Annotated in this window: 17 protein-coding genes; 5 read left to right on the forward strand and 12 right to left on the reverse strand. The window is 51.8% G+C overall.

Going from position 1 to position 17,629, the window contains the following annotated elements; all coding sequences use genetic code 11:
• Positions 1 to 4: 4 nt before the first annotated feature.
• Together JK216_RS00700 and JK216_RS00705 are read right to left on the reverse strand one after the other, a co-directional pair.
• Positions 5 to 211: a YnbE family lipoprotein gene (locus tag JK216_RS00700; RefSeq protein WP_212707805.1), complete on the reverse strand. Its 207-nt coding sequence runs from the start codon at positions 209 to 211 to the stop codon at positions 5 to 7.
• Complete coding sequence (locus JK216_RS00705; protein WP_212711678.1) at positions 208 to 2,832, reverse strand: YdbH family protein; 2,625 nt, start codon at positions 2,830 to 2,832, stop codon at positions 208 to 210. The genes JK216_RS00700 and JK216_RS00705 overlap by 4 nt, the downstream gene beginning before the upstream one ends.
• Positions 2,833 to 2,988: 156 nt before the next feature.
• Here JK216_RS00705 and JK216_RS00710 point away from each other — a divergent pair, with 156 nt between their 5' ends.
• Entirely contained in the window at positions 2,989 to 3,984 is a 996-nt protein-coding gene (locus JK216_RS00710) for a 2-hydroxyacid dehydrogenase (protein ID WP_212707807.1), read from the forward strand.
• Positions 3,985 to 4,015: 31 nt separating this feature from the next.
• On the opposite strand, the gene JK216_RS00715 is transcribed toward JK216_RS00710, so the two are convergent.
• From JK216_RS00715 to zntB, 3 genes are all read right to left on the reverse strand, one after another.
• On the reverse strand, positions 4,016 to 4,285 hold the full coding sequence (locus tag JK216_RS00715) for a DUF333 domain-containing protein (protein WP_212707808.1): 270 nt from the start codon (positions 4,283 to 4,285) through the stop codon (positions 4,016 to 4,018).
• Between the two features lie 254 nt (positions 4,286 to 4,539).
• On the reverse strand, positions 4,540 to 5,433 hold the full coding sequence (ttcA, locus tag JK216_RS00720) for a tRNA 2-thiocytidine(32) synthetase TtcA (RefSeq protein ID WP_212707809.1): 894 nt from the start codon (positions 5,431 to 5,433) through the stop codon (positions 4,540 to 4,542).
• 386 nt (positions 5,434 to 5,819) lie between these two features.
• The gene (zntB, locus tag JK216_RS00725; protein WP_212707810.1) at positions 5,820 to 6,803 is read right to left on the reverse strand and encodes a zinc transporter ZntB; all 984 of its coding nucleotides are present in this window, start codon (positions 6,801 to 6,803) and stop codon (positions 5,820 to 5,822) included.
• Positions 6,804 to 7,283: 480 nt separating this feature from the next.
• On the opposite strand from zntB, the gene tpx reads away from it, so the two are divergent.
• Positions 7,284 to 7,787 carry a thiol peroxidase gene (tpx, locus tag JK216_RS00730; RefSeq protein ID WP_212711677.1) on the forward strand — a complete coding sequence of 168 codons (504 nt, stop codon included), beginning with the start codon at positions 7,284 to 7,286 and terminating at the stop codon, positions 7,785 to 7,787.
• A 64-nt stretch (positions 7,788 to 7,851) separates the two neighbouring features.
• Here tpx and tyrR read toward each other — a convergent pair whose 3' ends face one another.
• The 7 genes from tyrR to pspA form a co-directional block, all read right to left on the reverse strand.
• Positions 7,852 to 9,420 carry a transcriptional regulator TyrR gene (tyrR, locus tag JK216_RS00735; protein ID WP_212711691.1) on the reverse strand — a complete coding sequence of 523 codons (1,569 nt, stop codon included), beginning with the start codon at positions 9,418 to 9,420 and terminating at the stop codon, positions 7,852 to 7,854.
• 145 nt (positions 9,421 to 9,565) lie between these two features.
• On the reverse strand, positions 9,566 to 10,660 hold the full coding sequence (locus tag JK216_RS00740; protein ID WP_212711676.1) for a TIGR01620 family protein: 1,095 nt from the start codon (positions 10,658 to 10,660) through the stop codon (positions 9,566 to 9,568).
• Positions 10,657 to 12,054: a YcjX family protein gene (locus JK216_RS00745; protein WP_212711675.1), complete on the reverse strand. Its 1,398-nt coding sequence runs from the start codon at positions 12,052 to 12,054 to the stop codon at positions 10,657 to 10,659. Before JK216_RS00745 ends, JK216_RS00740 begins: the two co-directional genes overlap by 4 nt.
• Entirely contained in the window at positions 12,035 to 12,283 is a 249-nt protein-coding gene (locus tag JK216_RS00750) for a phage shock protein PspD (protein ID WP_212707814.1), read from the reverse strand. The genes JK216_RS00745 and JK216_RS00750 overlap by 20 nt, the downstream gene beginning before the upstream one ends.
• A 33-nt stretch (positions 12,284 to 12,316) precedes the next feature.
• Positions 12,317 to 12,679, reverse strand: a complete 363-nt coding sequence (gene pspC, locus JK216_RS00755) for an envelope stress response membrane protein PspC (protein ID WP_212710584.1) — start codon at positions 12,677 to 12,679, stop codon at positions 12,317 to 12,319.
• Entirely contained in the window at positions 12,676 to 12,909 is a 234-nt protein-coding gene (gene pspB / locus JK216_RS00760) for an envelope stress response membrane protein PspB (RefSeq protein ID WP_212707816.1), read from the reverse strand. The genes pspC and pspB overlap by 4 nt, the downstream gene beginning before the upstream one ends.
• A gap of 49 nt (positions 12,910 to 12,958) precedes the next feature.
• Positions 12,959 to 13,630, reverse strand: a complete 672-nt coding sequence (pspA, locus tag JK216_RS00765) for a phage shock protein PspA (RefSeq protein ID WP_212710585.1) — start codon at positions 13,628 to 13,630, stop codon at positions 12,959 to 12,961.
• Positions 13,631 to 13,829: 199 nt separating this feature from the next.
• On the opposite strand from pspA, the gene pspF reads away from it, so the two are divergent.
• The 3 genes from pspF (at position 13,830) to sapB (ending at position 17,568) form a co-directional block, all read left to right on the forward strand.
• A complete protein-coding gene (pspF, locus tag JK216_RS00770) occupies positions 13,830 to 14,837 on the forward strand; it encodes a phage shock protein operon transcriptional activator (protein ID WP_212707818.1) in 1,008 nt (335 codons plus the stop codon).
• Positions 14,838 to 14,977: 140 nt separating this feature from the next.
• The gene (sapA, locus tag JK216_RS00775; RefSeq protein WP_212707819.1) at positions 14,978 to 16,606 is read left to right on the forward strand and encodes an ABC transporter substrate-binding protein SapA; all 1,629 of its coding nucleotides are present in this window, start codon (positions 14,978 to 14,980) and stop codon (positions 16,604 to 16,606) included.
• A complete protein-coding gene (gene sapB / locus JK216_RS00780) occupies positions 16,603 to 17,568 on the forward strand; it encodes a putrescine export ABC transporter permease SapB (protein ID WP_212707820.1) in 966 nt (321 codons plus the stop codon). Before sapA ends, sapB begins: the two co-directional genes overlap by 4 nt.
• The last annotated feature ends 61 nt before the right edge of the window (positions 17,569 to 17,629 follow it).

Raw genomic sequence — 17,629 nt, forward strand, 5'->3', positions numbered from 1 at the left:
GCGGTTATTTCCCCTGTCGACTCCGGTTGTTCTCATCATTACTCAGCAGAGTTTCGATATTTTTATCGGCTTTCACCGTAATCTGGTGATCGATTCTCACATTCATATCAATAGTGATCGGTTCTTTCGGTGCCGCAACTTCAATACGCGGAACGCATCCGCACAGGACAAAACCCGGCAACAGGTAAACGATCAGGTTAACGGTTTTCATTCAGACGGTTCCTTCAGCCGGTTATTGCCGGGCAGTATCAGTTGCTGTGATAGCAGCGATTGTAAATTGTCACCGAAGCTCAGGCTTTTCCAGAGCAGAAACAGATTTTCACGGTGGGTGTAATTCAGATTAACCCGCTGGTCTTTATTACTGAAGCGGCTGGTGCCCTGCACCTTTGATGTCAGGGTGAGTTCGCCGTTACTCTGCACATTCAGTGTTGCTTCGGAACGACTGATTTCCATATAACGCAGCCAGTCTATTGCCACTCCTGCCGCCATATTATTACTGGTAACTGAATCAATCAGGTCTTTATCTACCCGCAGGGTCAGAGGGCCACGGTTCTTTATCCAGCCATTACGGACAATGTACTGCGGATCACTGACCAGCAATGGCAGCTCTCCGTCGATTCTGCCTGACATGGCGACCTGTTTCGGGTGCAATGCGGTGATCAGCCGGCTGAGGCTGATATTACTGGCCTTAAGAATAGCCGGATGATGCTGAGGCAGCCGTAACTGGCTCAGGCTCAGTTGTCCGTCAAGCAGCGATATACTGACATCACTCAGTGATAACGGCCGGTTTTCGCTCCACGGATAGTATCCCTGTACACTGGCAGTAATATCCTTCATTTGTATCTGGTTAGTAATGTTACCCACCGATAACCTTACCGGCTGCCGGTAGCCAAACTGCCAGCGCTGTTGCCGGTAACGGAACGGCAGGGAAAAGTCCACGCCACTCACCTGGTTGTCGGGAGTCCACAGGCTGCCATCAGTGATCACCCAGTGGCCCCCGGCCTGAAACCCTTCAGTGGCCGAGGCAGAGAATGCAGCCTGTGCCCGCAAGCTGCCGCCGGTCAGTTTCATCTGTGTATCTTCTGCCATCAGGGGCTGAAAGACCTGCAGTGGCTGAGAAGGCCACCAGATTTGTCCGCGGACCCGCTCTCCATCCCAGCGGCCATTGAGGGTGAGCGGACCTATAGCTCCGGCCTCCAGTTGCGCTTTATACAGGAAATTTTCCGGAGAGCTGCCCTGCAGTGTAAAAGGTAACCGGGCAGCGGGCAGTCTGCCGCCATAAGCAAACCGGGTTTGTCCGGCATTCAGTAACAATGCTGCGGTAAATTGCGGGTCTGCCGGGTCACGTGACCAGCGAACAGGTTTACTCAGGGTGATCCGTGCGGCGCGGGTAGTTATCCCTGCATATTTTATCCGCCGCAGACCGGTAGACAGACTCTGTAAAGTGATCAGACGGTCCGCCCACTGGCCCCGTCCCTGTATATCCCACTCCGCCTGCAATGGCCGGAAATAGCCATTTCCCCAGTAGCGCCAGTTCCAGCGGCCATTGTCTGGCCAGAACTGTTGTGCCTGTCCCTGTAACTGCAAACGGTACTGCCCGTAAAACGGATTATGTACCCTGAGAATTGCCTGTAATGGGCCGCTGACCCCGCCAACCGATAAACTGACCCCTGCCAGCGGAAAACGCGCTTCATCGACCTGTAATGTATCCAGTATCCGGCCGCGCATTCTGAGTAAAGCACCACTGATAAAACGGACTTCCGGTTGTATCAGCGGACCGGTTAATCTGGCGGGCAGACTGGCAAAAAATTGTAATTGCGGGCTACCGGCACTGCCTGTCAGCCGCAGCGGCATATCACTCTGCTGCAGACTCAGTTTTCCGGGGCCGAAACTCAGTACTGCGTTCCCTTTGCCGCCATAACCTGCTGTTAAAACATTCAGACGCCCGCTAAAGGCAGTATTTTCCAGCCCTGACGGCCAGTTATCTGCAGTCAGGGCTATGCCGCCCTGTAATACCTGGCCGTTAAAAGGCCACCACCACTGCCCCTGGCGGACGGTTACAGACTGCGGAGTCACTTCCCAGGGCAGCGTCAGTATCGGGCGCGGGTATGACGATGCCGTCAGACGCAGCTCTCCGCGCTGCTGTTGCCAGTGCGTCGCCACAACGAACGGTGATTGATCCAGTGAGAACTGGCCGGTCAGTTCTCCTGCCAGTGGCCAGCCGCTGGTCTGCGGGGACAGGGTTACTTTTCCCTGCATTGTCACCGGTTGCGGTAATCCGGGCGCCGTAAATTTAAGCTGGCGGAGATATAATTGTTGCTGATTAAGATCAGCATCCAGCTGCAGATTATCACCGCGGATACTGAGACGTTGCCTGCCCTGCTGTTGGGTGACAGTGACACTGCCTGCATACTGCTGCCAGGGCAATATCTGCAGGCTGTCTATGTGCAGACGACTGTCCGGCAGTAAATGCTGCCAGTCGGCCAGGCTTTTCGACGGTGCTGATGATGAGGATGTCGCGGACACAGTGGCAAGGCACTCTGAATCTGCCCGGACAGTGGTTGCTGTCAGTTGCCACATCTGCTGCCGGTAACCCGCCGACAGACCGGAAATATCCATAATTTCACAACCCGCAGTATGCAGCGAGATATCCGGTAAGCGGAGTGAGCGCAGGCCCGGCCGTAAAGCACCTTTGGTCTGCAGATGTACTCCGGCTGGCAGCCATATCCCCGCCAGCCGCGGTAACCATAAGCTGAGGGATAATATACTGGCGCTGATGATCAACAGCAGGCTGAGCACAACCAGCAGCACAACTGTTAGCTTTCCCTTCATAAATAATACATCCGTTTTATTCTGAATCTTCAGTAAAACTGGTTATACCGCCGTCATATAACACCATAGCCGCTATACTGATTCAGTTTAGGCAAAATGATAACTAAGCGCTATTAGTATGGCGCATTCCCTGCAAAGTTATTCCGGAGTCCGGTAATGAAAATCGCGATTTACAGTACAAAAAATTATGACCAGCTTTCCCTGCAACGCGTCAACCAGCAGTTCGGTTTTTCCTTAACTTTTTATGATTTTAAACTCGATCAGCACACAGCCAAAAATGCCGCAGGGTTCGATGCTATCTGTATTTTTGTTAATGATGATTGTAACGCAAAAGTCATCCGCGAGCTCGCCGGGCTGGGAGTACGTTATATTGCCCTGCGCTGTGCCGGCTTTGATAATGTCGATATTGCCGCCGCCCGCCATGCCGGTATTCAGGTGGTCCGTGTCCCTGCCTATTCACCTGAAGCCGTGGCCGAACATGCTGTCGGTTTAATGATGACCCTGAACCGGCGAATTCATCGTGCTTACCAGCGTACCCGTGATGCAAATTTCTCCCTGGAAGGGCTGACCGGGTTTACCATGCACGGCAAAACAGCCGGTATCATAGGGACCGGTAAAATCGGCCTCGCCACCCTGCGTATCCTGAAAGGCTTTGGCATGCGGTTACTGGCCACCGACCCTTATCCTTCACAGCAGGCACTGGATCTGTCGGCAGAATATACCGATATCAATACTCTGCTGAAAGAGTCGGATGTTATTTCACTGCATTGCCCGATGAACGAAAAAAACCACCACCTGCTGGATGCTGCCGCTTTCGATAAGATGAAAAACGGGGTAATGGTTATTAACACCAGCCGTGGCGGGCTGATCGATTCTCAGGCCGCGATTGAAGCCCTGAAACAGCAAAAAGTGGGGGCTCTGGGAATGGATGTCTACGAAAACGAACGCGACCTGTTTTTCGAGGATAAATCTAACGATGTTATTCAGGACGATGTTTTCCGCCGTCTCTCTTCCTGCCATAACGTACTGTTTACCGGGCATCAGGCATTCCTTACCACCGAAGCACTGACTTCGATTGCCAAAGTTACTCTCGGTAATTTACAGTTATTAGCCAGCGGAGAGCAATCTGATAACCTGGTATCGGACGTCTGATAATACCAGGTTATCGGGGGGAGACTGCGGCCTACAGGGCGCAGCCACCTCCGATAAGGGCATTTTCGCTGCAACGTTTGCCATTCGCCAGCTGGCACATGCCTATCCGGCTGCCATCCAGCTGACGTGAATAAGCCAGTCTTCCCCCCGCATCGGCACAGTTAGTTTCGGCTAACGATGACATGACCACTGGCTGAATATGGGCTGCTGTTGCCTGCTGTGGCGGATCATTCTCGTTATTACTGCTACAGGCAGAAAGCAACAGACTGGCACTGGCCAGCAATAAAGCGGCTATTTTCATGGTTCGGGCTCCGGGGGATATTGACAGTTCGCAACACAGAATATGTCAGGAAAGGGTGCGGGTCGACTGCTGTTACATGTTTTTACTCTTTAGTGGCAGCCGTATTACCAGCAGATTTATCCCGGTTCGCCGATACTGAGAGTATTCAGCCGGTGGCAGGCAGGACCAATGTTTGAGTTTTATGTTGCCGCTCCCCTGCCAGCGTCTGCAGGAGAGCAATCACCACCGCTGCCCGTTTACCGGCAACACAGACTTCAGACGTTAGTAATATCGATAAACAATGACTCGTCGATATTGGTTGAAGAGACTGTGGCTTCGGTAAACTGGTAAGTGTCACGCTCACCTTCCCTGTCCAGCGGCAAATGGCCGAAATCAAACAGCTGCCGATCGGCTAACTGGCTGGGGCTGACATTTTGCAGTGACTTAAACACGCTTTCTACACGTCCCGCATCCTTTTTATCCCATTCATTCAGCATGGCTTTGATCGCCTGGCGCTGCAGGTTTTCCTGTGAACCACACAGGTTACAGGGAATGATGGGGAAGTTTTTCTGCCCGGCAAAGCTGATCAGGTCTTTTTCCCGGCAGTAGGTTAGCGGCCGGATAACAACGTTACGTCCGTCATCAGAACGCAGCTTCGGTGGCATGGCTTTCAGACGTGCCCCGTGAAACATATTCAGAAACAGGGTTTCAACAATGTCGTCCATATGGTGACCAAGGGCAATTTTGGTAGCACCTATTTTCTCAGCAAACGAATACAGGGTGCCGCGGCGCAGCCTCGAACATAAACCACAGGTCGTCTTCCCTTCAGGGATTTTTTCTTTAACCACCGAGTAGGTGTCCTTATCAACGATGTAATAAGGAATATCCAGACGTTCGAAATAGTCCGGCAAAATATGTTCAGGGAAACCCGGCTGTTTCTGATCAAGGTTAACCGCAATGACCTGAAATTTTACCGGGGCCACTTTCCGGAGGCTGAGGAGAATATCCAGCATTGCAAATGAATCTTTGCCGCCGCTCATGCAAGCCATGACCACATCATTCTCTTCAATCATCTGGTAATCCGTAATGGCATTACCCACATTTCTGCGGAGACGTTTCTGAAGTTTGTTGAATTCGAGGGTTTCTTTTCTGTTATCTGTCTGATTCATAGCTTACGTTCACACCGCCGGAGAGTCCGGCTGTTTATTTCCTGGTTAGGTACCTGCATGGCAGCGGATTATACGGATTTTTCCTCAGCGGGGAAATCTCCTTATCTGCCGGCAGACAGAACACCTGCCACGCGGTGAAAAAAGCGGCGGGCAATAACGCAGAAAAACAGTAGCTCTGGCGGGAAACAGACAAAAAAAACCGGCGTGAATAACGCCGGGGTCATAAGAATTAAATGTGCTATGCAGTAATTCAAAAGTAAGACAATGTGGAGCACAACGCCCATCGCTTGACGTTGCATTCACCTGCGGAAAGAAGTATCAGCGATTTAACGCCATCATGAGTTGATTGAGATCATACTTTTTTCGATTGCCGCCATTCTGTGCGCTTACAGCCACTTACGATTCTTAAGCCACAAGGTAATCATCAGTGCGATGACCACCAGTATCACGCAGAACACACTGAATCCGTCGCTCCACTGGCCGCCGGGGATCCCCCCCAGGTTGACCCCGAATAATCCGGTCAGGAAAGTCGCCGGTAAAAATATCATCGCCAGTAATGACATAATATAGGTGCGTTTATTCATCGATTCGGTCATCTGCGAACTGATTTCATCGTTAAGCACCGCTGTACGGGCAACACCGGCATCAAGATCCTCCAGCCCCCTTCCCAGCCGGTCGGCGATATCCTGCAACAGCCGCCGTTGCGCATCGTCCAGCCAGAGTGATTTTTCACTGGCTATCCGTGCCAGAACATCGCGCTGAGGTGCCATATAACGTCGCATAACAATCAGCTGCTTACGTAATAATGCCATCTGGCCCCGTTGCGGCACCTTGCCTTCCAGCAGGCCATCTTCCAGATCAATAATTTTATCGTGCAGATCTTCGATAAATTCACTGATATGGTCCGTCAGCGCATCGCAAAATTCCACCAGCCAGTCGCCGGCGTTTTCCGGGCCGGCTTTATTTTTCAGGCTGGACCAGACATCATCCACTGCCGCGACTTTACGCTGACGAGTAGAGACAATCAGCCGATCGTTGATAAAAATTCTGACAGCCACCAGTTCATCGGGCCGTGAGTCATGGTTAAAGTTAATACTGCGCAGCGTAATCATAAAGCCGTCAGCCAGCTTAGTGATCCTTGGCCGCATACTCTCACCGGCTAATGCATCCCGTACCGAATCCGGTAACAGCGGCGTGTCCTGTAACCATTCTGCACTTTCCTGTTGAGCATAATTCAGATGCAGCCAACAGGCATGCTCACTGTTTACCACTTCAGTTTCACTGATAGGCAACATGCCGCCTTGCCCGTCTAACTGACAGGAAATAATCGCATCCGGGATATGCAGTTCTTTACCGTCAATAATACTCACTCCTTCCCCTTACTTCACTCTGACTGATGTATATAACCGTTATTGTAGAGGATTAGTGACCGTCTATGGGGTTTAAAACGTAAAGACGCATTACAACCGGAAAAAAAGAAACCAAACAATGATGCTTAAAATCAATCTGATAGCGCAGACTTTCCGGGGATCTCCCTCGGCAGGCACAGGGATTGACAGGTACGGGAAAAAACTCTGCCACTGATAGCACTGACTGAACTCTTCAGTATTTTCGTTATCAGAAATACTTACCTGTCTCTGTCTCTCCGCACAGGGCTGCAACGGAATATTGCGCGGAGGATTGCGGGTATTTTCAGCATTCTGTTTAACGGTTATGGCTTTTTAAGCGGATATTGATGGGCGCAGCTCGTAAAATACTGCGGAATATGGGATAAATAAAAACATCACTTGCCCTGTGGTGCTGGTCAGTCAGCATTACAGTAAATCAGTTAGGATTAAAAGGAACCTCAAATGTCTCAGACAGTTAACTTCAAAGGTCAGCCTATTGCCGTCGCAGGTCAGTTCCCGGCCACCGGTAAAACCGCGCCTGATTTCAGCCTGGTCACAAAAGACCTGAATGATGTGTCTCTGGAAAACTATGCCGGTAAACGTAAGGTCCTGAATATTTTCCCAAGTATCGATACCAGCACCTGTGCAACGTCGGTACGTAAGTTTAACCAGCTGGCCTCTGAGCTTTCAGACACCGTAGTATTATGTATCTCTGCTGATCTGCCGTTTGCCCAGAGCCGCTTCTGCGGGGCTGATGGTCTGGATAATGTGGTTACCCTGTCCACCCTGCGTGGCAGTCAATTTAAGCAGGATTACGGTGTGGAAATCCTCGAAGGCCCGCTGAAAGCCCTGACCGCCCGTGCCGTTGTGGTGCTGGACAAAGATAACACCGTATTACATGCCGAGCTGGTAGCAGAAATCGCTGACGAGCCTGACTACGATGCTGCATTAGCGGTACTGAAGTAAGTTATCGCTGTTTTCTGAACACCACCGGCTTATCCCCCGGTGGTGTTCTGTCCGACAGCCGGTATTATTCCTCACCGGCTGTTTTTTTGTGATTCAGTCCGTACTCACGTAATTTATTTGCGATTGCTGTATGAGAAACCCCAAGCCTTTTTGCCAGCTTACGGGTGCTTGGATAATGGTGATATAAGCGGACCAGCACCGCCCGTTCGTAACGGCTGGTAATATCATCCAGCGACCCCTCCAGATTATCCTCCACCGCCAGATCGGCAGTAAAGGTTTCAGGTAACAGCACATCTTTCGGCTTCAGTTCATGCCCTTCCAGCTGAGTCATGGCCCGGTAAATAATATTTTTCAGTTGCCTTACATTACCCGGCCAGCTGTAGCGCGCCAGATAACCAGCCAGTTGCGGGGAAATAACCGGACAGGGAATACCCTGCTCATCGGCAAACCTGGCAACAAACATCTCGGTCAGCGGCTGAATATCCTGAGTATGTTCCCGCAGTGCGGGCAGATTCAGCGTCAGCACATTAAGCCGGTAAAATAAATCTTCGCGGAATTCCCCGCGGCTGACCAGTTCCTGTAAATTTTTCTGTGTCGCGCAGATAACCCGCACATCCACATGCACCTCATGCTCTTCTCCGACACGGCGGAAAGTTCCGTCATTGAGAAAACGTAATAATTTGGTTTGCATACGTGGTGACATTTCACCAATTTCATCCAGCAGAACAGAACCGCCATTTGCCTGTTCAAAGAAACCTTTCTGGCTGCCTGACACATTAGGGTAAGCTCCCGCCGCATGGCCAAATAATTCACTTTCAGCGACATCATCAGGTAACGAGGCACAGTTAAGCGCCAGAAAAGGTTTACTGCTGCGATGACTGCGCAGGTGACAGGCTCTGGCGAGCATATCTTTACCGGTCCCTGTATCACCGATAATCAGCAACGGGGCATCATGCATGGCCAGCTTTTTCGCCTGGCTCAGCAGCTGCCGCATCTTCGCACTGACGGCAACAATATGGGCAAAGCCTGATTCATCAGTATGGTTAAGATTCTGTAACTGATGGCCCATACGCGCGGTGGATTTGAGCATAATCATGGCCCCGACCGGCTGTTCCTGTTGCTCCTGCTGATCAGGCAGGTAAATCGGCAACAGTTCCATCAGAAAATCACGGCCCTGGATCACTACACTGCGGGTGGATGCCGTGACACTGTCACCTTCATTGCGCGGAATAAACTGGAAATTATCAATCAGCTGACTGATCGGATAATGCATAATCTTTTTTTCATCCAGTCCGAACAACGACAGGGCTGCGGGGTTGGCCCGCTCTATCCGTCCGCGGAGATCAATGGAGATCACCGGTTCCGGAATTGCCACCAGCAGTGAGGTCAGTACACGGTTTTCCCGTTCTGAAGGCAGGTCTGTGACGGTGCGTACATCAGATACCCCGCGGGTACGACGGATCTCCGCCATCAGGGCACTGAATTCATTAAAAGGAATCGGGCTGAAGCGTAAATACAAGCGTTCCAGGGCAACTATTTCGATACCATACAGATCAATATTTCGTGCCACCAGCAGATTAAGCAGTTCCCGCACCAGGCCTAATCGGTCTTTGCATATAATTTCGAGGCGCATCAGTGTATTTTCCCAGCCATGACGTGTGGCGGTTATCATACCAGACTTACCCTAATCGTCATTAAAAGTTTACAGATATCGCGGGGAACACCCATTTTTGTACGTATTTATTGACGGGCGCGGCAGATCACGCCACGCCACACCTTTAAGTGACCGGGGATGAGGGATCCTTTGAAGGGGAGCCGGAGGCGGGTTTCTTTTTCATCGCCTGGCGAAGCCTTGTCAGTAAATCGGTTCGGTAATCGCTCAGCCGGGGCTTCTGACCCTCAAACCATGGCAGCGGCCGGCATAACTCCATCGCTTTAATACCCAGCCGTGCCGTGAGCAGCCCCGCGCCGATCCCCTGCGCTGCGCGCCCTGACAAACGGGCCATAATGTCCTGTGACATCCAGTCAATACCGGTTTCCCGCACCAGTTCGCTGACCCCGGCAAAAGCAATATTGAATAATACCCCGCGGAACAAACGTAACCGGCTGAAGTAACCCAGCTCAATACCATAAATACGTGCTATCTGGTTAATCATCCTGATATTACGCCAGGCAATAAGCGCCATATCAACGACAGCCAGCGGGCTGACAGCGATCATTAATGCGGATTCAGCAGCGAAACGGCTGATTGTGGCCCTCGCCTGTTTATCGGCCAGCGGCTGAACCTGCAATGCATATAAGCTGATTACTTCACGATCACTGTGGGTATCCTGTAGTGCAGTCTGCCATTTGCGGAAGGCTTCTGAGTCATTAATACCCGCCCGCGCCGCCAGTTGTTCACAAAATGTTCTGGCCCTGCCCGTATCATGACTGTCCAGTAACTGCCGGGCATGATCCCTTTCCTGTGCCCGGTGACGCAATAAAAATAACCGTCGCCATTCTGCCAGCAGGCTACCGGCCCCGGCAATTACCACCAGTCCTATCGCCAGGCTGATGCCTGCGTCGATCCACTGACGGTTTTGCCATGCAGTGATCAGCCAGTCACCCGTCCTGGCGATAACACTGGCTAAAAATATGCAGACCCCCAGTAACAGGATATTGCGCCACAGGGAACGGCGCGGACGTAATACGGCAACCAGCGGCTGTTCATCGTCGCTATCTTCGCCGGGTGGCATATCCTGCTCATCCTGCGGACTGAATGAGCTATCATCGGCCGAAAAATGCCGGGCGGGTTGCAGACGGAAATTATCCGGCGCCGCTGTGTCCCTGAAAATGATGCCGGGTCTGAGCGGTGCCTTTTCCTGTTCGGTCATCGTAATTTATCTCCCAGTAAAAACTCCAGCGCACTGTCCATCCGCAGATGCGGCAGAGGCTGATCGCTGTCCATGGTTGCCGGGCGGAAGGCTTCAAAACGAAATCCCTGTTCCTGCCAGAAACTGGCGGCAGGCAGCCTGGCCGGCACCTCCCCCGGATAAAAAGTCAGTTTTTCACCGTCAGTCAGACGATGACCACGTAATACCGGCAGACTCTGTTGCTGATGAATAATATTTCCTGACGCTGTGGCACGGATCGCCGACAGTCCCAGACAATCGATTTTTATACCTTCGAAGGCCGCCTGCTGCCATGCATCACCCACCATCTGCCGTAACAGAGAAACCAGATTGCCCTGTTGATCGTGGGTAATATGGTCCGCTTTACTGGCGGCAAACAGCAGTTTATCGATCACCGGCGCAAACAGCCGCCGCAGTAATGTACGCTGTCCGTATTGAAAGCTTTGCATCAGCAGGGTCAGTGCCTGACGCATATCATTAAACGATTCCGGTCCGCTGTTCAGGGGCTGCAGGCAATCTACCAGTACTATCTGCCGGTCAAATTTCACAAAATAGTCTTTATAAAAACGCTTCACCACATGCTGGCAGTAATAGTCATAGCGGGCCTGCAGCATCCCGAAATTACTGAGTTTGCCGCCATCGCTGAGTTTTGTGCTGTCGGCCAGCGTATCAACTGGCCACGGGAAGAATTGCAGCGCAGGTGCACCGGCCATATCCCCCGGCATTACGCAGCGGCCGGGCTGGATAAAATGCAGGCCGTTATTTTTACACTGGTGCAGATAGTCGGTCCAGGCGGCAGAGATATCTGCCAGTTGCTGTTCGTCAGCCACGGCCCGGGGATCCAGTGCGGCCGCCAGGTGCCGCCAGCGGGCTGCCCGCTGGCCCCGCTCTCCCTGCAAGAACGCCATCATTTGCTGTGACCAGGCGGTATAACTTTGTCCCAGCATCGGCAAATCCAGCAACCACTCGCCCGGATAATCAATGATTTCCAGAAACAAGGTGGTCGTGTCTTTAAAATAGCGCAACAGAGAGTCGGCAGAACGGTAACGCAGCGCCAGACGCATTTCGCTGATACCGCGGGTCGGTGTCGGCCATTGCGCTGGCTGCCCGTAAAGTTGCGCCAGACCGGAATCGTAATTAAACCGCGCAATACCCATATCCCGTTGCGGAATACGTTTCACGCCAAGTAACCGCTCTTCCCGCGCCACAGAAAATAACGGCAGCCGGGCACCGTTATTCACGTTCAGTAACTGATTAACCAGTGAGGTAATAAAAGCCGTTTTTCCACTGCGGCTGAGTCCGGTAACCGCCAGCCGCAGGTGTTTATCGGCACCGCGGCTGACCAGGGATACAATCTCATTTTGCAGTTTGTTCATGTTTCTCTCTGAATAGTCGGGCAGATATTTTTTTCATTATCGCAGACAATACAGGTTCGAGCACCATTGCCAGAATAATGCGCACAGGCCTGCGGGCGACCCGGTTAAGCACTCTGGCACTGATCCCTGCCGGAGTCCGGCTGAGTATCGTGATAATGATAAATTTTACAGCAGAAAGGAGTACCGACATCAGGCGTGACGGCCTGCCCTGTTGCTCTGCATATTTCATTGCTCACCTCCGGCGGGTATATCCACTGATATTTTACAATTGTCTGAAACGGCTGCGGATCGAAAAAGTTTCAGAAGTGACATAACGTTCTATCTCCCTGACCCTGTTTTCTCCCTGCCGGAGTTGCTGTTCCAGTTCCGATAACAACTCTGCGGCGGCGGGCTGTGCCGGCTCTTGTTGCCCGCTGACCGGTTTTTTCTCCAGAAAAAAAGCCAGCGCAAAATAAACCACCAGGGTAATAAAAAATAGTCCGATAAACAGGGAGATAATCACCATAATACGGATCAGGTTAACCGGCACATTGAGATATTCCGCCAGTCCTGCACAGACCCCCATCAGCTTGCCCTGTTGCGGATCGCGCCATAACTGACGTGAAGTCGCGGATCGCTGTCTCATGGCTGTTGCCTCCATTGCGGGTTTTCCGCATCCAGTATCGCTTCCAGCGTACCGATACGTTCCTGCATCCGGCGCGCATCTATTGTCAGTTGCTGTAGTCGTTGCATTTCCTGTGGCGACAGTTCACTGCCCGCCGGATGTTTATTGCTGTAATGTAACCATAACCAGATCGGCGCGACAAACAGCACAAAAATAGTCAGCGGGATCATAAAAAGAATAATTGCGCTCATGAATTCTCCTTACCTGAGTCGCGGTTCAGCCGGGGGACTATAACGGAGATTACTGTCCGTCGTGACGCTGCATTTTTTCTTTTAATGCCGCCAGCTGCTGGCTGATTTCATCATCTGCTTTCAGGCTGGCAAATTGCTGTTCCAGTGACTGAGGCTTACCAAAACGCTGACTTTCTGCTTCGGCTTCCATATGGTCAATACGACGCTCGAAAGATTCAAAACGGGCCATTGCCTGATCAATTTTACCATTATCCAGCTGACGACGAATATCCCGTGAATTTGATGCCGCCTGGTGGCGCAGAGTCAGAGCCTGCTGACGAGCCCGGGTTTCGGTCAGTTTATTTTCCAGTTCAGCAATTTCACCTTTCATCCGTTGCAGGGTCTGGTCTGTCTGTTCAATTTCCTGATCCAGAGAGCTCACTAACGCATCGGTTTTCTGTTTTTCCAGCAACGCAGCCCGTGCCAGATCTTCTTTGTCTTTACGCAGTGCCAGTTCGGCTTTCTCCTGCCACTCGGCAGAATGTAGTGCCGCCTGCTCACTCCTGCGAACTAACTGTTTTTTCTCAGCCAGTGCACGGGCCGAGGTGGTACGCACTTCAATTAATGTGTCTTCCATTTCCTGGATCATCAGCCGGACCAGTTTCTGCGGGTCTTCAGCCCGCTCCAGCAGGGAATTGATGTTGGCATTCACAATGTCAGTAAAGCGGGAAAAAATACCCATGTTGTTTCTCCTGAAAAATGCCGGGAAATCCCCGGAATAGGTTATAGCCGTCCGCTGATGGCTACCGGTTATCTGCCACTTGTATTAGCAATCGGCATGCCAGTTTTTAACTTAATGTTTTTAAATGATTTTATTTAATTGCCCTGTCAGAAAGATCCCGTAGAATGGTGAAATTAATTAATAGCTGGTCAAAATAATCATGAGTGAGCGTCAGGATAATCTGCTGGGTGAGTCCAATAACTTTCTTGAGATGCTGGAACAGGTTTCTGCCCTGGCGCCACTTAATAAACCGGTGCTGGTGATCGGTGAACGAGGTACCGGTAAAGAGCTGATTGCCAACCGTCTGCATTATCTTTCTGCCCGCTGGCAAGGGCCTTTTGTTTCCCTTAACTGTGCAGCACTGAACGATAACCTGCTGGATTCCGAATTATTTGGCCATGAGGCCGGTGCCTTTACCGGGGCACAGAAACGGCATCTGGGACGGTTTGAACGGGCTGATGGTGGCACTCTGTTCCTCGATGAGCTGGCAACCGCACCGATGATGGTTCAGGAAAAGCTGTTGCGGGTGATTGAATACGGGCAACTGGAACGTGTCGGCGGCAACCACTCGCTGCAGGTGAATGTGCGGCTGGTTTGCGCGACGAATGAGGACTTACCGGCGCTGGCCGCGCAGGGAAAATTCCGTGCTGACCTGCTGGACAGGCTGGCATTCGATGTAGTGATTATTCCGCCACTGCGTGAAAGACAAAGCGATATACTGGTCATGGGTGAATATTTTGCTCTCCGGATGTGCCGTGAACTCGGACTGCCCTTATTCCCCGGTTTCAGTGATAAGGCCCGTCATCAGCTGCTCAGCTGGCCGTGGCCAGGCAATGTGCGGGAGCTGAAAAATGTTATCGAGCGTTCCATCTATCGCCACAACAGCAGCGAACAGCTGCTGGACCGGATTATTTTTAATCCTTTCCGGCCGGACAGTGCTGGCGGAGATTCCCTGCAGGCCACGCCCCCCGTTCCGGACGCTGAAGAGCATTTACCGGGATTGCCGGTAAATTTACGGGAATGGCAAAATAGTCAGGAATACCGTCTGCTGATGCTGAGTCTGCAAAAAAATCATTACCACCAGCGTAAAGCAGCCGCTGATCTCGGACTGACCTATCATCAGTTACGGGCTTTAATAAAAAAACATCAGGTGTCCGCCGGGCGCTGATGATGCTGTTTCCGGGGATAGTGCCGCGCACCGTTGCCAGCAGACACCATGAAAAAGAGCAGCACCGCATACGCCAGGGTTGGGGTAACCGCCGGGTTTGCGATACACTGCCGCCAATCTATTAAAATTCTTTGAGTACTATGTCGAAATTCTATTCTGCGCTGTGCCTGGGACTCAGTCTGTACTGCGGTGCCGCCTTTTCCGCATCTCAGCAGGACATCCGTCAGAGCGGTTTTGTCTATTGTGTGAACGGGGTACTGAATACCTTTAATCCGCAACTGGCCAGCAGTGGCCTTACAGTGGATACCCTGGCCGCGCAGCTCTACGACCGTTTGCTGGGTGTCGACCCCTACACTTACCGTCTGGTGCCGGAACTGGCATCGGGCTGGGAAGTCAGAGATCACGGTGCGACCTATATTTTCCGCCTTCGCCACGGGGTTAACTTTCAGTCCACCAACTGGTTTACCCCGCACCGCAGCCTGAATGCCGATGATGTGGTGTTTAGTTTTTCGCGGATGTTTAACCGGAGCAACCCATGGCATCAGGTCGGCGGCGGAAATTACCCGTATTTCGACAGTCTTCAGTTTACGGATAATGTCCTGAGCATCAAAACGCTGGACAACTACACGGTCGAATTTCGCCTCGCCCACCCGGATGCCTCTTTCCTGTGGCATATTGCCACCCACTATGCACCGGTATTATCCAAAGAATATGCTGACCAGTTAACCGCCAGCGGACATCAGGAAGCAATGGACAGCCATCCGGTGGGCACCGGCCCTTTTCAGCTGGCTGAATACCGTTCAGGGCAGTTTATCCGGCTGATACGTAATCCGCAGTACTGGAAAGGCGTGCCGCGTATGCAACAGGTTGTCATCGATATCGGCGCCGGAGGCACCGGCCGTTTATCTAAATTACTGACCGGTGAATGTGATGTGCTGGCCTATCCGGCCGCCAGTCAGCTGTCTATTTTGCGCGATGACCCGCGACTGCGGATGGCACTTCGCCCGGGGATGAACATTGCCTATCTGGCATTTAATACCCGTAAACCACCGCTGGATAATCCGGAGGTGCGTAAAGCCCTGTCACTGGCGATTAATAATGAACGGCTGATTTCTTCCATTTATTATGGTACGGCAGAAACCGCGGCTTCTGTTTTACCCCGTGCGTCCTGGGCTTATGATAACCGTACCCGTATTTCCGATTATAATCCGCAACAAGCACAGCAACGGCTTAAACAACTCGGCATACAGGATCTGCATCTGAAGCTGATGGTGCCCGTCGCCTCACAACCCTGGAATCCCAGCCCGCTTAAAACGGCAGAGCTGATTCAGGCCGATCTGGGACGGATTGGCGTTAGCGTCGATATTGTGCCGGTAGAGGGCCGTTTTCAGGAAGCTCAGTTGATGTCACTTAATCATGACCTGACTCTGGCAGGCTGGGCAACCGACAGTAATGACCCGGACAGCTTTTTCAGGCCATTGCTTAGCTGCGCGGCTATCAATTCTGCAACCAATTATGCCCACTGGTGTTACCCTGCATTTGACCAGATATTACAGTCAGCCTTAACCTCACAGCAACTGGCTGACCGGATTGACAGTTATGATCAGGCTCAGCAAATGCTGGCCGACCAGTTACCGGTACTGCCGCTGGCATCATCACTGCGTTTACAGGCTTATCGCTATGATATTAAAGGGCTGGTGTTAAGCCCGTTCGGTAATACCTCGTTTGCCGGAGTGTACCGTGATGATTCAGAAGGAAATGCCCCATGATTATCTTTATTTTACGGCGGCTGGTATTACTGGCAGTAACCCTGTTTTTTTTATCGCTGGTTGCTTTCAGCCTGAGTTATTTCACCCCCCATGCTCCGCTGGAAGGTGCCTCTCTGTCTGATGCCTGGTGGTTCTGGTTTAAAGATATGTTACGTCTGGATTTTGGCGTCTCCAGTGTTAATGGCCAGCCGATCATCGATCAGCTGAAAGAAGTGGTTCCGGCTACCCTGGAACTTTGCGTGCTGGCATTTCTGATGGCACTGTTGCTGGGGATCCCGCTGGGGATCATTGCGGCAGTGATGCGTAAAAAATGGCAGGACCGGCTGATCAGTGCTCTGGCATTACTCGGTTTTTCGTTACCGGTATTCTGGCTGGCATTGCTGCTGACGTTGTTCTTTTCCCTGACTCTGGGCTGGTTACCCGTATCCGGCCGTCTTGACCTGCTTTATCCTCTGCCGCATGTTACCGGGTTTGTGCTGATTGATGCGCTGCTGACTCACTCCGTATGGCGTCATGAAATGCTGGTCAGTATTTTTCAGCATCTGCTGCTACCGGTGGTGACTCTGGCCGTGGCCCCGATGACGGAAGTGATCCGTTTAATGCGCCACAGTACCCTTGAAGTGATCGATAAAAGTTATGTCAAAGCAGCCATCACCCGCGGTTTATCCCGTTTTACCGTTATCCGTCGCCATGTACTGCATAACGCTTTACCGCCGGTGATCCCGCACCTCGGCATGCAGTTTTCCACCATGCTGACTCTGACCATGATCACCGAGGTGGTTTTCAACTGGCCAGGGGCCGGGCACTGGTTGATCGCGGCCGTCCGTCAGCAGGATTATGCCGCTATTTCTGCCGGAGTGATGGTAATTGGCAGTATGGTGGTCATCGTAAATGTACTGTCAGATATTATCGGCGCAGCTTTAAATCCGCTGAAACATAAAGAATGGTATGCCCTCAGATAACCGGCAGTTGCGGTTTTCCCTTACTGCCCTGACTGCCAGTCGTAGTGCGGTTTGTTGTCAG

Origin of the sequence: Tatumella sp. JGM94, assembly GCF_018257595.1 — a bacterium.
Lineage (GTDB): Bacteria > Pseudomonadota > Gammaproteobacteria > Enterobacterales > Enterobacteriaceae > Tatumella > Tatumella punctata.

What these genes read in the sequence shown, in the direction of transcription:
- JK216_RS00705 (WP_212711678.1), bottom strand. Translation starts at nt 2,832, where the DNA reads ATGAAGGGAAAGCTAACAGTTGTGCTGCTGGTTGTGCTCAGCCTGCTG.
- JK216_RS00700 (WP_212707805.1), bottom strand. Translation starts at nt 211, where the DNA reads ATGAAAACCGTTAACCTGATCGTTTACCTGTTGCCGGGTTTTGTCCTG.
- pspA (WP_212710585.1), bottom strand. Translation starts at nt 13,630, where the DNA reads ATGGGTATTTTTTCCCGCTTTACTGACATTGTGAATGCCAACATCAAT.
- tyrR (WP_212711691.1), bottom strand. Translation starts at nt 9,420, where the DNA reads ATGCGCCTCGAAATTATATGCAAAGACCGATTAGGCCTGGTGCGGGAA.
- JK216_RS00740 (WP_212711676.1), bottom strand. Translation starts at nt 10,660, where the DNA reads ATGACCGAACAGGAAAAGGCACCGCTCAGACCCGGCATCATTTTCAGG.
- JK216_RS00715 (WP_212707808.1), bottom strand. Translation starts at nt 4,285, where the DNA reads ATGAAAATAGCCGCTTTATTGCTGGCCAGTGCCAGTCTGTTGCTTTCT.
- tpx (WP_212711677.1), top strand. Translation starts at nt 7,284, where the DNA reads ATGTCTCAGACAGTTAACTTCAAAGGTCAGCCTATTGCCGTCGCAGGT.
- JK216_RS00710 (WP_212707807.1), top strand. Translation starts at nt 2,989, where the DNA reads ATGAAAATCGCGATTTACAGTACAAAAAATTATGACCAGCTTTCCCTG.
- JK216_RS00745 (WP_212711675.1), bottom strand. Translation starts at nt 12,054, where the DNA reads ATGAACAAACTGCAAAATGAGATTGTATCCCTGGTCAGCCGCGGTGCC.
- JK216_RS00750 (WP_212707814.1), bottom strand. Translation starts at nt 12,283, where the DNA reads ATGAAATATGCAGAGCAACAGGGCAGGCCGTCACGCCTGATGTCGGTA.
- ttcA (WP_212707809.1), bottom strand. Translation starts at nt 5,433, where the DNA reads ATGAATCAGACAGATAACAGAAAAGAAACCCTCGAATTCAACAAACTT.
- pspF (WP_212707818.1), top strand. Translation starts at nt 13,830, where the DNA reads ATGAGTGAGCGTCAGGATAATCTGCTGGGTGAGTCCAATAACTTTCTT.
- sapA (WP_212707819.1), top strand. Translation starts at nt 14,978, where the DNA reads ATGTCGAAATTCTATTCTGCGCTGTGCCTGGGACTCAGTCTGTACTGC.
- pspC (WP_212710584.1), bottom strand. Translation starts at nt 12,679, where the DNA reads ATGAGACAGCGATCCGCGACTTCACGTCAGTTATGGCGCGATCCGCAA.
- pspB (WP_212707816.1), bottom strand. Translation starts at nt 12,909, where the DNA reads ATGAGCGCAATTATTCTTTTTATGATCCCGCTGACTATTTTTGTGCTG.
- sapB (WP_212707820.1), top strand. Translation starts at nt 16,603, where the DNA reads ATGATTATCTTTATTTTACGGCGGCTGGTATTACTGGCAGTAACCCTG.